Raw genomic sequence first — 12,833 nt, forward strand, 5'->3', positions numbered from 1 at the left:
CGCCGGTTCGGTGAACCGGCGGGCCCAGCCGCGTCTCCTCAGCCCCTGGTGCCGAACCTCAGGACCGTTTTCGACCGGTACTCGTCACCGGGCCGCAGCACGGTGGACGGGTCGCCGGGCCGGTTGGGCGAGTCGGGGAAGTGCTGGGTCTCGAGCGCGATACCGGCACCCGCCCGGTAGCGTGCACCGCCCTTGCCGACGACGGATCCGTCGAGCTGTCCCCCGGTGTAGACCTGGAGGCCGGGTTCGGTGGTCAGCACTTCCAGGGACCGGCCCGTGGCCGGCGCGTACAGGACGGCGGCGGTGCGCGGCGCGTCGTCCCGGCGCGCCGCCAGCACGAAGTTGTGGTCGAACCCGCCTCCCGTGACGGCGAGTTCGTGGCCGGGGTACGCCAGTGCCTCGCCGATCCCGCGCGGTCGGCGCAGGTCGAACGGTGTGCCGGTGACGGGGAGATGGTCGCCGCGCGGGATGAGGTCCTGGCCGACAGGCGTGAAGTGGGTCGCCTCGACGGTCAGTTCGTGGCCGAGGATGTCGCCCGCGCCCTCGCCTCCGAGGTTGAAGTACGCGTGGTTGGTCAGGTTGACCGGGGTGGCGGCGTCGGTGACCGCCGCGTAGGAGAAGGTGAGGTCGCCGTCCCGGTCGATGAGCATGCCGACCGTGACGTCCAGGTTCCCGGGGAAGCCCTGGTCGCCGTCGGGGCTGCGGAGGTGCAGGAGCACCCCGGTCCGCTCGGGGGTGTGCACGCTTTCGGCTTCCCAGACCCGGTGGTCGAACCCGTCCGTCCCGCCGTGCAGGCAGTGGCCGTTCTCCTGGGTCGTCAGCCGGTGGGGCGTGCCGTCCAGGGTGAACCGGCCGTGTGCGATGCGATTGGCGTAGCGGCCTACGGTGGCGCCGAAGTACCGGGCGGCGGTGGCTGTCCGGGCCGGGTCGGCGGGCGCCAGGACGACGTCGGCCATGTCGCCGTTCCGGTCCGGAACCCAGAGGCCGTGGAGGCGGGCACCACGCGTGTGCACCTCCGCCACGAGCCGGCCGGGGAAGCCGAAGGTCCACCGCTGCCCGGAGTACGCGTCGGGGCGGCAGACGGGTGGGCCTCCGGCGAAGAGGGCGGCGGAGGAGGTCGAAGGAGTTCTCTCGGACTGATACACATACGTATTGTGAGCGCTAACTATGTGGGACTCAACCCCCGAATGGCCGCACCTTCGGGACCCCACGCGCGACCCGGCAAACTCATGTGAGCGATAACATTCGATCGTCGGGCCGACATCAGCCCCCAGCCATGCGCCCGTGGCGCACCGGCACGTCGGACGGGGCCGTACGCTCGACGCCTTCGGCGCGGGACGGGCGGCGGTGTTCCTCTGCGACGCGGAGCTGTTTCGGTCGGTGTGCGAACTCGGCGCCCAGGTCGCGCAGTTGGCACCGGTCGCCGGAAGCGTCCGCGAGCCGGCCCCGGTCGGCATCCTGTACGACTGGGAGTCGTGGTGGGCCGCCGGGCAGGACTCCCACCCCGGCTTCCTGCTCGACTACCGGCAGGAGGCCCTGGACTGGTACACCGGCCTCCTCGACGCCGGAATCCGGGCCGACCTGATCACCACCCGCGCCGGCCTGCACCGCCACCGCATGCTGATCGCGCCCGTGCTCCACCTGGTCCCGGCCGGCCCGGGCAGGGCGCTCACGCGCTACGCCGAACAGGGCGGCCATCTCGTCACCACGCACTTCTCCGGCATCGTGGACGAGAACGACCACGTGTGGCTCGGCGGCCACCCGGGCGCCCTGCGCGACCTGCTCGGCATCCGCGTCGAGGAGTTCGGCCCGCTGCTCGCCGGCGAGAGCGCCGAGCTGGACGACGGGACGACCGGGACCCTGTGGACCGACCGGATCACGGTCACCGCCCCGGCGACGGAGGTGCTCGCCGCCTACCGCACCGGTGTGCAGACCGGGCGCCCCGCCGTCACCCGGCACGCGACGGGCGAGGGTTCCGCGGCGTACGTCTCCACCCGGCTCGGCACCACCGGCCTGGCGAAGCTGCTCCCCCGACTGCTGGACGCGGCCGGGGTCGAGGCCGAACTGCCCGCCGCTGTACGTGGGCTGGTCGGGACGACCGTACGCAGGGGCCCGGGCGCCACCTACCGCTTCCTGGTCAACCGGACCGACCGGGCCGTCACCGTCCCCGGCCTCACCGGCGAACTGCTCCTGGGGGACAGCGATGCGGGAGGCGCACTCACGCTGGAGCCGAGAGGGGTCGCCGTGCTGCGCCTACCGGTCGGCTGATCCCCCGTCGCCCGTCGCCCACCAGGTCCGAACCTGCCCGGAATTATGGCCTCCGCCACAGCGTGGATGATCAACTTCTGATGGGATCACCGGATGCTCGGTCTCATCGTCCGCGTTCTGCCCTTCTGGGTGCGCGAACCCCTGTTGATCCTCCTCGGGTCCCTCTTCGGCGCAGGCATGGTGTTCAACGCCGTCACCGAACCCGAGTCCCGGTGGATCATGGCCGGGCTCGGTGCGGCTCTCCTCCTCGTCACCGCGTACCGCGTCCGCACGGTGACCCACGCCTGGCGCGCCCGCGAGAGGGCCGGGCGCGCCCCGGCGCAGCAGCGCCCCGCCGCCGGGCCGGTGGCGCCGAAGCGGAAGGAGCCCAACGCCTGGGCCCAGGTCTTCGTGGCCCTGGCCCTGGTCGGGGCCCTCGCGGGCGCGGTGTGGCTGGCCCCCCGCGTCACGGGGGACGGCACCGCCACCGCCCGGAAGCCCGCCCCCTGCTCGGACAACGAGCCCGGGAAGGAGCTGCCGAAGGCGTACGCCCTGACGCCGGGCGCGGTCACCGGCGACGATCTGTGCAAGGCGCTCAACCGCTCCGACCTGGCGGACCTCCTGGGAACGCCCGGTGAGCAGCCGACGGTGGCGTACGGCAACAGCGGCACCGCGTCCCTGACCGCCGACAAGGTCGCCGAGCCGGAGGCCCGGGTCCAGTTCCCCACGTACACCGTGGAACTCTCCGCCACGTACAACCACCTGACGGTCGCCGACTACGCGAAGGTGCTGGCGCCGCAGACCCTGGACCACATGACGGACAAGGTCCTCGGCCGGCCCGCGGTCTTCACCTCGGACCACCTCATGCAGTTCCGCATCGAGGGCGACGCGTCCGGCGGGCCCGCCACGGAAGGCCCTCTGGCCAGGACTCTGACGGTGGCCCTGGACCGCGAGGACCCCGGCGGCTCCTTCGACTTCACCGTGTGGAGCGCGTCCGGGGCCGTCCTGCCCGACGACGGCGTCATCCTCGGCATCGTGGAGAAGATCCTCCCGACGCTCCCGGGCCAACCCGGCTGAGCTGTACGCCCCAGGGCGCGCGTCCGCCGGCCGGCTGCTGCGGGCCGGTCAGACGGACGGCCCGTCACCCTCCGGCACCGCTTCGAAGTCGCCCGGCCGCCAGCTGCCGTCGAAGGCCGGTTCGGCGGGCCCGTAGATCCGGAAGTAGGCGAACCAGCCCCGGCCCGGGACGGTACGCAGCCGGCGCTCCTCCTGGCCGGCGGGCGGGGTCGGGCCGACGTACAGGTCGACGGTGCCGTCCAGGTCCGGCGCGGGCTTCTCGTACAGGGAGCGCATCGCCGCACGGCCCCGGCCGGTCACCACCTGGGAACGGGTCTCGCTGTCGTAGACGGTCAGGGACCAGAAGAGGCCGGCCGGCACCGGGCCCGGTACGCGCAGCCGGTAGGTACGGGAGCCGTCCAGCCAGGCCCCGTCGGCGTCGCGCGCGGCGAGCCAGTAGAGCGAGCCGGAACCGGCCTTGCGGCGGAACATCGCCGGGGAGGCGACGACGGCCTGGGCGAACCAGCGGTCGCGGGCCTCGGTGTCGAGGTAGTGCTCGTCCTCGAAGTCGCCGTTGGCGGGCTGGAGCCCGACCCACTCCCACCGGCGGTCCTCCCAGACGGAGCGTTCCGGGCGGCGGCCGTCGAACGTGGTGGCGAGGAGCTGGTCGCGGCCGGTGCGGGCGGCCCGGGCCAGGAGCTCGCGCCGCTCGGCGTCCGGGGCGAAGGGCCGTCCCTTGGCGATGCCGAGCTGGGCGAGCAGGCCGTACATCGGGCGGTACTCGTCGCGGGCCGGCTCCGCGTCCACGATCCGGTGCAGCACCTCCCAGTACGCGAGGTTGTCCTCCCACGCGCGGGGCGTGAGGTCGATGTCCTGGTCGCAGACGTCCACGAATCCGTAGGCGTCGGCCCGCTCGGGGTGGTCCAGCGGGTACACCCTCACCTCGCGCAGAGCGGCGAGGGCCGCCTCCGGGCCGTCGACCGGCAGCCGGCGGAGGACCACGTAGACCTTCCAGGTCGGGGCGTGGGCGACCCGGCAGCCCTCGGGCACGTCGCCCTCCCAGCCCGGCGGGCAGATCAGATGGCGCCCGCCGGCGCCCCCGTCCGGACCGGGCAGCCCCATGTCGGCGACCCAGCGGTGGTGGTCGTCCACGAGGGCGACGTACGGGCCCGCCGGTATCTCGATGACCACCGGGCCCCACTCGGCGAGGTCCAGCACCGTTCCGCCGTACGGCGTATCGGAGTTGGGGGTGTAGATGACGTGGCGCGGTGTCGTGTCGAGGACGATGAACGCCTCGTTGTCCCGGGCCCCGGCCGCGCGGGTGCCCTGCATCAGCGCTTCCATCGACACGTCGGGGTAGAAGAACTTGTACGCGACGAGCGCGGCAGCGAAGTCGCCCTCGGCGTAGGCGCGTCGGGTGGTCTCCGGGTCCGGGAATCCGGCGGGAACGGCGGACATGGGGGGGCTCCTGTTCTTGAAGAGGTGTGCCGTGTTTCAGGCCCTGCGGGCGGAGTCGAGGTGGGCGAGAGCCGACTCCGCCGCCTTTGCGCCGCACATGCCGTGGACCCCCGCGCCCGGCGGGGTCGACGCCGAGCAGAGGTACACGCCGGGGACGCCCAGGCTGTACGGGTCGGTGGCGGTCCGGGGGCGCAGCAGGAGCTGGCGGGCGTTGTTGGCGCCGCCCGCGATGTCCCCGCCCACGTAGTTCGGGTTGCAGGCGGTCAGTTGGAGTGCGGTCCGGGAGTGCGTGGCGCGGATGCGGTGGCGGAAGCCCGGGGCGAACCGTTCGATCTGGGCGGTCACCGCCTCGGTGGCGTCTTCGGTGTGGCCGTGCGGGACATGTGCGTACGCGTACAGGGGGTTGAGCCCGTCCTTGGAGCGTGACGGGTCCGCCAGGTACTGCTGGCCGACCAGGGTGAACGGCCGGCGGGGCATGGTGCCGCGTGCGGTGGCGGCTTCGGCGGCCGCGATCTCGGCCGCGCCGCCACCGAGGTGGAGGGTGCCGGCCAGGCGGCAGTCCTCGTTGGTCCAGGGCACGTCCCCCTCGATCGCGTAGTCGACCTTGTGGACGGCGGGCCCGTGGCGGTACCGGGTGAGGGCGCGGCGGACCCGGGCGGGCAGCCGGTCGCCGACGATGCGGGCGGCGGCCCCCGGGGCGGTGTCGAGCAGGACGATGTCCGGGCCGGCGCCCAGCAGTTCGGTCAGGTGGTCGAGGCTCTTGACCGTGACGCCGGTGCGGACGGTGCCGCCCAGGGTGTCCAGCAGCCGGAGCATCGCGGTGGTGATGGCGTAGGTGCCGCCCTCCGCGACGGGCCAGCCGACGGCGTGGCCCGCTGTGGCGAGCAGCATGCCGACGGACCCGCTGAGCGGGGTGTCGAGCCGGCCGAAGGCGTGTGCCGCGACGCCCAGGAACAGGGCTCGGGCCGGTTCGTCCCGCCAGTAGCGGGCCGTCCAGGTCGCCGGCGGCAGCGCACCCGCCCCGAACCGGGCCAGGGCCAGGGGGTGCCGGGGCAGGTGCGGGACCGGCTGGAAGACCTCGTCGGCGATCCGGGGGAAGCGGTCGGTGAGCGGGGCGAAGAGCCGCCGCCACGCCGCTCCGTCGCGGCCGAGGGAGTCCACCGTACGGGCCATGTCGCGGGAGATCACCCCGGCCCGTCCGCTGTCCAGCGGGTGGGCGAGGTCGATCTCGGGCCAGAGCCAGCGCAGCCCGAAGCGCTCCAGCCCGAGCGAGGAGAGGAAGGGTGAGGCCACACCGGTCGGATGGATCGCCGCGCAGTCGTCATGCAGCAGTCCCGGCAGGGTCAGCTCGGAGGTGTGGGTCCCGCCCCCGGGCCGCTCGGCGCCTTCCAGCACCGTGACCGTCAGCCCGGCCCGGGCGAGCCGGATCGCGGCGGCGAGACCGTTGGGGCCGCTGCCCACTACAGCCGCTGTGGCCATGGTGTTCAGACCTCCGTGACCAGGGTGCCGGTGTCCTGCACGGTTCGCACCCATTCCACTTGGACCGGGACGGGGCCGGCGGGCTCGGGCAGCCAGGGCTGGCGCTCGACGCAGTCCGCGACCTTCCAGGTGCCGCGCTCGACCACGCCGAGGGCGGCGTCGATGACCTGGTAGCGCTGGAAGTCCTGGTGGATGGCCTGGGACTCCGCCCAGACGACGGTCAGCTCGCCGGGGGCGAAGTTCACCCGCTTCTGCAAGGCGTTGACGAGGCGGATGTCGTGCAGGTGGCCGTCGCCGAAGTTCCACCCGGTGAGCTGGTTGCAGACGAACTCGGCTTCCCGGACGGTGTAGTGGTCGATGTCCGGCACATGCCGCACGAGGACCGAGAACAGGCCCCGGCCCTGGCTGTGCATCGAGCGCCAGGCCAACGGCATCTGCATGGCGACGGCGGCGGCGTCCTTCTCGTACGCCATCAACATGTTCTGCATCTGCTCGACCTGGATGCGGGCGGGTGCCTTCACCCCGTTCAGGCGCTCCTCGCATCCGGGGGCGAACGCCCAGGTGGCGGAAGCCCAGTTCCCGGCGTACTGGCGCATGGACGGCAGGAACGAGACGAGGTCCGGGCGGAAGTTGCCGAGCACCGGGAAGAACGCGAGGGCGGCGACGATCACCGGGAGCATCCAGCCCTGCGAGAAGTCCAGGACGCCGTACCCGTCCTGGGCCGGGTAGCCGACGAAGAGGAAGACCGCGCCGAAGGCGAACAGCACGTTCCACTCCAGCGGGACCGCCAGCGGGAAGGTGGACAGGATGAAGAGGTGGAAGACCACCATCGCGCCCGCCGCGAGCAAGGTCACCGTGGAGTTCGGCGAGAACAGCAGGACCAGCGGCAGGCCCAGCTCGACGGTGGTGCCGAAGACATGCCCCATGACCCAGGCGAGGCTGGAGGGGCGCAGGTCGCGGGGGAAGTCGCGGTAGTGCAGGCGCCGCAGCCGGACCGACGGGTTGAAGGGCGCGTTGGAGATCATCGGCGGGATGACGTTGGTGAAGTGCTTGCCGAACTTGGAGACACCCGCTCCGAGCCAGACGACGACCATGAGCAGTTTCCAGGCGATGACCATGTCGGTGAAGCCGAGCGACGCCGACAGGACGATCGCGGGCAGGTACTGCTCGCCACGCGAGCCCAGGAATATGAGGCGGTCGCGCAGGCCGCACAGCACCAGCAGGACGGCGACGACGCCGTGGACGAGCGGGGACACCACGCCGCCCGCGCTGCCCGGCACCGCCGCGGTGAGACCGCCGTCGGCCTCGCCCGGCAGGACCAGTCCGACGACGAGGCTCGCCAGCAGGGCCGCGTACAGCAGCACGTCCCCGACGGTCCGCTCGTCCCCGGCGGTGAACGGGACCTTGCCCGGCCACGGGGGCAGCCGGATGGTGCCCGGCCGCAGCCAGTAGCCGACCGGGCCGGTCATCGGCTTGAAGTGCCCGGCCAGCGGACCCCAGGAGCCCGCCAGGCCCAGAGCTTCGAGGAGCACCGTCCACAGGATGAGCTTCTGGTAGAGGACGGGCTCGTCCCACCACGAGGTGAAGTCGGCGAAGGTGCCGACGTCCGAGGTGTAACGGACGACGAGAAGTCCGCCCAGGCAGTAGAGCACCGCCACCTTGAGCACGTAGATCACGGACACGGCACGCGGCGCGCCGAAGCCGTGCTCGACCCAGTGGGCGCTGAGGATCCGGATGCGCTCCAGGAAAGGGCGGGCCAACAGGGCCCTCGGGTCTTCCTGTGGAGGGTCGGGCTTGAGGAATCCCATGGTCAGGCTCCCTTGGGGGACGTGGGGACGGGGGCGGTGAGGAGGGCGCGCAGGGCGGGCTTGTCGATCTTTCCGACAGGGTTCTTCGGGAGGGCGTCCAGGACGTGCAGGGCCACCGGGTTCTTGACCTTCGTCAGGTGGACGGCGCACAGCTCGCGCAGCGCGCCGGTGTCCAGCGGTCTGCCGGGGTACGCGGAGACGTAGGCGACCGGCACCTCTCCGTACACCTCGTGCGGGGCGCCGACGACGGCCGCTTCCCGGACGGCGGGGTGCTGGTGGAGGACGGACTCGATCTCCTTGGGGTACAGGTTCTCGCCGCCCCGGATGATCATGTCCTTGATCCGGTCGACGATCCGGAGGTGGCCCTCCGCATCGAGGACGCCCACGTCACCGGTGTGCAGCCAGCCGCCGCGCAGGGTCTCGGCAGTGGCGTCGGGGCGGCCCAGGTAGCCGCGCATGACGTTCCCGCCCCGGATGACGATCTCGCCGCGCTCCCCGGCGGGCAGCAGCCGGCCGTCCGGTGCCATGACGGCCACCCGCTGTCCGGGGAGGGCGACGCCCACGGTGCCGGGGCGCCGCGGACCGTGCAGCGGGGTGGACGTGGAGGCGCAGCTGCCCTCCGTCAGGCCGTAGCCCTCGACCACCGGGAAGCCGAAGCGGGCCTCGACGGCGGTCAGCAGTTCCTCGGAGGCGGGCGCGGCCCCGCAGACCGCGACCCTCACCGAGGAGGTGTCGGTCTTCGACTCCTCGGGCAGCCCGACGAGATGGGCGTAGATGGTGGGGACGGCGGAGAAGAACGTGGGGCGCAGCCGTTCCACGGCGGCGAGGAAGTCCTTCGGGTGGAACCGGCTGAGGACGGAGAGCCGCCCGCCGGCACGCAGGGTGCTGAGGAAGCTGACGCAGATGGCGTTGACGTGGAAAAGAGGCAGCACCAGCAGGCAGTGGTCGGTCTCGGTGATCTCCAGGGCGGTGGAGATGGACGCGACCATCGCGTCGATGTTGGCGTGGTCGAGGATGACGCCCTTGGGGCGGCCGGTCGAGCCACTGGTGTAGATGAGCAGGGCGACGTCGTCCGGGGCGGTGGCGGGCTCCCGGAGCGTACCGCCCCGGGGAGAGCGGCACAGGTCGTCCACGGCGAGTGCGGGCCTGCCGCCGTCGGGTGAGCCGGGCCCGGAGTTGACGACGAGAGCGGCGCCCGAGTCGGTGATCTGGTAGTCCGCCTCGGCGGCGGTGAACACGGGGTTGACCGGTGTGGCGACGGCACCGAGCCGCCAGGCGGCGGCCAGGCAGACCAGGAGTTCGACGCGATTCGGCAGCATGATCGCGACCACCGTGCCGTGCTCGACGCCGTGGTCGGCGAACTGCTCCGCCACGGCTTCGACGCGGGCGGCGAACTCCGCGTAGCCGAGTTCCTGGTTTTCGTCGCCCACGCACGGTCGCCCGTCGAAGGCGGCCGGCCGGTGCCAGGGCAGGTGGGTCAGGGGCATGGTGCTGAATGCCTTTCGGGACGGGAACACGGGGCCCTGGGCGGGCGGGCCGGTCGTCGGGCGGCGCGTACGGGAAGGATCAGAAGAGCGAGGCGTCCAGGCCGCCGTCGAGGAGGAGGCCCGAGCCGTTGCAGAAGGACGAGCGGTCGCCGGCCAGGAAGAGCACGGCCTCAGCGACCTCCTCGACTGTGCCGAGCCGACCCTGCTTCTGGTCCATGAGCGCGGCGAACCCGCCGGACGGAAGACCGAGTTGCCGCTCGAACGTGTCGACGGATCCGGTCACCAGGCCGGTGCCGACGAAGCCGGGCAGCACCGCGTTGACGCGCACGTTGTGGGCACGCAGTTCGGTGGCGGCGGTCTTGGTGAGGTTGACGACGGCGGCCTTGGACGCGGCGTAGTGGGCGATCAGGGGAGTGCCGGCGGTCGCGGTGACCGAGCCGAGGGTGACGATGCTGCCGCCGCCCGCGGCGATGATCGCGGGGGCCGCGTAGCGGATGGAGAGGAAGACGCCGTCGAGGTTGACCGAGGTGACCTCGCGCCAGGCCGCCAGGTCCATGCCGATGATCGGGGCCGGCGTGGCGACCCCGGCGTTGGGGACCATGACGTGGAGGGCTCCGAACCGTTCCACGGCCGCGTCCACCAGGGCCTTGACCTGCTCCTCCTCGCGTACGTCACAGGCGACGGCCACCGAGCCGGGAATCCGCTCGGACGCCTCCTTGACGGCTGCCTCGTCGATGTCGGAGAGGACGACGTTCGCGCCCGCCTCGGCGAAGCGGCGGGCGATGGCGAAGCCGATGCCGTTGGCGGCGCCGGTGACGACGGCGGTCCGGCCGGCCAGGTCCTGGTGCATGGGAGGGCCCTCCTGCGTGGCGTTCAGTGGTGTGCACCGAAAGCTAGAGGCGGGGATGGGCGAGGTCCCTGTACCGGGAACACAAAGGTTGGCGGGCTCTTCGTGCGCGGGGGTCCGATCGGGGCGCCGGCGTACGGCTCAGGCGGCCTCGGGGGCCAGGACGGCGTCGCCCAGCCACTCGCAGGCGATGAGGGCCAGTTCGAGGTCGAGCCGGTCCTCGCCGAGGGGGCGGCCCCGCTCCTCCAGGGCCCGGTCCACGCGGTACTTCACGGTGTTCTTGTGCAGGTGGGTCCGCTCGGCGGTGGCCACGTAGCTGCCCTTCTCCGTGACGAAGGCCAGCAGCGTGCCCCGCAGCCGGGCCGCCGCCTCCGTGTCGGCGCCCAGCGCCCCGAGGGCGTCGCGGACGAGGCGGCGGGTCGCGCCCAGGTCGGCCGAGAGCATGGCGGCAGCGCGTACACCGGGGTCGGTGTAGGAGGTCACCGCGCGGGCCCGGTCGCCCGCGGCCATGGCCACGCTGCGGGCACGGAGCGCTTCGAGGTGGGACAGCCGGAAGCCGTCGGTGCCCGCCGAGGGCGTGCCGAGCGCGACCCGCAGGCCCGTGCCGGCCGCCGTGACCCGGCGCTGGATCTCGGCCGGGTCGGGGAGTTCGTCGCCGTGCCCGAGCGGGATCCAGCCCCAACTGCCGGCGCCGTCGTTGCGGCCGAGGAGCGGCTGCCCCCTGCTTCCGGCGGCCGTCGCGACCTCCGCGAGCAGGGCCTCGCAGTGGTGCAGCTCCTGGGTGGAGGTCCGCCGGTCGGCTCCCCAGATCACGACACCCAGGTGGCGCCGGCCGAGCGCGTAGCCGAGGGCCGCCTCGGCGGCGGCGGGCTTGACGGGCTCACCGGCGAGCAGCGAGGTGATCATGGCCGCCCGCACGGTGCCCCGGTTGGCGAGATAACGCTCGCGCTCGGCCTCGTAGACGTGGACGACCCGTTCGGAGACGCGGTCGATGTAGCGGAAGGTGATCCGGGTGAACGTCCGGCCGGCGGCGTGGGCGACGGCCGGGTCCGGTTCCTCGGCGGCGATCCAGCCGAAGGCCCGGTCGAGGACGTACTCCTGGGCGAGCCGGTAGGCGCGGATCAGGGCGGTGGACGAGGTGCCGTGCCTGGCGAGCCTGCGGGCGTACTCCTCGGCGGCGGAGGGGGCGGTGAGGTCCTCCTCGGGGATGCCGTACCGCATCACCTCCGTGAGGGTCTCCAGGTTGCTCTCCGTGCTGCCGTAGAGGAGTTCCAGGAGGCGCGGGTCGCTCTGCAGTTCGGTGACCTTGGCGGCCAGTTCGGCCTGGAGCCGCGCGGTCAGCTCGGGCAGGTGCGCCCGCAGGTACTCGGCCAGCGCCACGACGCGTGCCTCGGCGAGCCGCGCGGTCTCGCCGGCGGCTGTGGGGGGCGGGGTCACGGCGTACCTCCGTACGTGCTTGCTTCCCCGCACGGCGCTGCGCGAGGGCGCCCATCCTGACAGAGCGGCCCGCCCGGTCACAATGGCCGAACGGGCTGCACTCGGGGCATCACCGCAGGTGACAGACGTGCGCGGGCCGGTCGGGGCCCTCAGAACAGGCTCGCGGTCAGCCCTCCGTCGATCAGGTAGTGAGCGCCGGTGATGAAGCGGGCGTCGTCCGACGCCAGGAACGCGACCAGTCCGGCGACCTCGTCGGGCGTGCCGGGCCGGCCCTGGCGGGCGTTGATCAGGTCGTGGAAGGGGACCGGCGAGACGGCGTCGATCGGGTCGACCAGGCGGTCGGCCATTTCGGTGGAGACGATCCCGGGGCACACCGCGTTCACGGTGATCCCCGCCTGGCGGAGCTCCATCGCGGCGGACTCGGTGAACCGGAGGACGGCGCCCTTGGAGGCGCAGTACGCGCTGAGCAGAGGACCGCCGGAGACGCCCGCGATGGAGCCGAGGTTGACGATCGCGGCCCTGCCGGAGACGGCCAGAGCCGGGATCGCGGCCTGGGTGACCCGGAAGGTGCCGCCGGCGTTGACGTCCAGGACGCGCATGAACTCCTCGTCCGTCAGCTCCGTGACGGGCTTGGCGATCTCGATGCCCGCGTTGTTCACGAGCAGGTCGAGGCCGCCGAGCGCTGCTACGGCTTCGGCGACGGCGGCCCGGGCGTCGGACGCGGACCGCACGTCGCAGCGGATGCCGATGGTGTCGCCGCCCAGTTCCTTGGCGGTGGTCTTCACCCCCTCCTCGTTCATGTCGGCGAGCGCCACACGGGCCCCGGCCGCGATCAGCCGGGAGGCGATGGCGCGCCCGATCCCCTGTGCTCCGCCGGTGACCAGTGCGCGGCGTCCGGTCAGATCTGTCATGGGGGACCTCCTGGAGGTGGGTGTACAGGTGACGGGTGGCCGCCACGCTAGGGACCGGGAGTCCGGGCCGTCTTGGCGCCCGCGCACGACATTCCGGCGGTCT

9 protein-coding genes and 1 pseudogene are annotated in these 12,833 nt (G+C 72.7%); 2 read left to right on the forward strand and 8 right to left on the reverse strand.

From position 1 onward, the window contains the following. Positions 1-38: 38 nt before the first annotated feature. Positions 39-1,145, reverse strand: a complete 1,107-nt coding sequence (locus ACN6LM_RS21250; RefSeq protein WP_445066951.1) for an aldose epimerase family protein — start codon at positions 1,143-1,145, stop codon at positions 39-41. Between the two features lie 214 nt (positions 1,146-1,359). Here ACN6LM_RS21250 and ACN6LM_RS21255 point away from each other — a divergent pair. Next, positions 1,360-2,268: pseudogene (locus ACN6LM_RS21255) on the forward strand (beta-galactosidase); the annotation flags it as partial. 93 nt (positions 2,269-2,361) lie between these two features. Next, entirely contained in the window at positions 2,362-3,324 is a 963-nt protein-coding gene (locus tag ACN6LM_RS21260) for a DUF6215 domain-containing protein (protein WP_445066952.1), read from the forward strand. 48 nt (positions 3,325-3,372) lie between these two features. Here the strand turns inward: ACN6LM_RS21260 and ACN6LM_RS21265 are convergent, their stop codons facing one another. The 7 genes from ACN6LM_RS21265 to ACN6LM_RS21295 form a co-directional block, all read right to left on the reverse strand. Further along, the gene (locus tag ACN6LM_RS21265; RefSeq protein WP_445066953.1) at positions 3,373-4,761 is read right to left on the reverse strand and encodes a DUF1254 domain-containing protein; all 1,389 of its coding nucleotides are present in this window, start codon (positions 4,759-4,761) and stop codon (positions 3,373-3,375) included. A 36-nt stretch (positions 4,762-4,797) separates the two neighbouring features. After that, on the reverse strand, positions 4,798-6,240 hold the full coding sequence (locus tag ACN6LM_RS21270) for a phytoene desaturase family protein (RefSeq protein ID WP_445066954.1): 1,443 nt from the start codon (positions 6,238-6,240) through the stop codon (positions 4,798-4,800). Positions 6,241-6,245: 5 nt separating this feature from the next. Further along, positions 6,246-8,048 carry a DUF3556 domain-containing protein gene (locus tag ACN6LM_RS21275; RefSeq protein WP_445066955.1) on the reverse strand — a complete coding sequence of 601 codons (1,803 nt, stop codon included), beginning with the start codon at positions 8,046-8,048 and terminating at the stop codon, positions 6,246-6,248. A gap of 2 nt (positions 8,049-8,050) precedes the next feature. Beyond that, positions 8,051-9,535 (reverse strand): class I adenylate-forming enzyme family protein, encoded by a 1,485-nt coding sequence (locus tag ACN6LM_RS21280; protein WP_445066956.1) that lies wholly within the window; start codon positions 9,533-9,535, stop codon positions 8,051-8,053. Between the two features lie 79 nt (positions 9,536-9,614). Then, entirely contained in the window at positions 9,615-10,385 is a 771-nt protein-coding gene (locus ACN6LM_RS21285; RefSeq protein ID WP_445066957.1) for a glucose 1-dehydrogenase, read from the reverse strand. A 138-nt stretch (positions 10,386-10,523) separates the two neighbouring features. Beyond that, complete coding sequence (locus ACN6LM_RS21290; RefSeq protein WP_445066958.1) at positions 10,524-11,819, reverse strand: PucR family transcriptional regulator; 1,296 nt, start codon at positions 11,817-11,819, stop codon at positions 10,524-10,526. A gap of 149 nt (positions 11,820-11,968) precedes the next feature. Beyond that, positions 11,969-12,730, reverse strand: coding sequence for an SDR family NAD(P)-dependent oxidoreductase (locus ACN6LM_RS21295; protein WP_445066959.1), 762 nt, complete (start codon positions 12,728-12,730; stop codon positions 11,969-11,971). Positions 12,731-12,833: the final 103 nt, after the last annotated feature.

This window comes from Streptomyces sp. SAS_281, assembly GCF_052542855.1.

Bases quoted from the DNA above. Each gene is read 5' to 3' on its own strand.
- ACN6LM_RS21260 (WP_445066952.1), top strand. From the start codon at position 2,362: ATGCTCGGTCTCATCGTCCGCGTTCTGCCCTTCTGGGTGCGCGAACCC.
- ACN6LM_RS21265 (WP_445066953.1), bottom strand. From the start codon at position 4,761: ATGTCCGCCGTTCCCGCCGGATTCCCGGACCCGGAGACCACCCGACGC.
- ACN6LM_RS21270 (WP_445066954.1), bottom strand. From the start codon at position 6,240: ATGGCCACAGCGGCTGTAGTGGGCAGCGGCCCCAACGGTCTCGCCGCC.
- ACN6LM_RS21275 (WP_445066955.1), bottom strand. From the start codon at position 8,048: ATGGGATTCCTCAAGCCCGACCCTCCACAGGAAGACCCGAGGGCCCTG.
- ACN6LM_RS21280 (WP_445066956.1), bottom strand. From the start codon at position 9,535: ATGCCCCTGACCCACCTGCCCTGGCACCGGCCGGCCGCCTTCGACGGG.
- ACN6LM_RS21285 (WP_445066957.1), bottom strand. From the start codon at position 10,385: ATGCACCAGGACCTGGCCGGCCGGACCGCCGTCGTCACCGGCGCCGCC.
- ACN6LM_RS21295 (WP_445066959.1), bottom strand. From the start codon at position 12,730: ATGACAGATCTGACCGGACGCCGCGCACTGGTCACCGGCGGAGCACAG.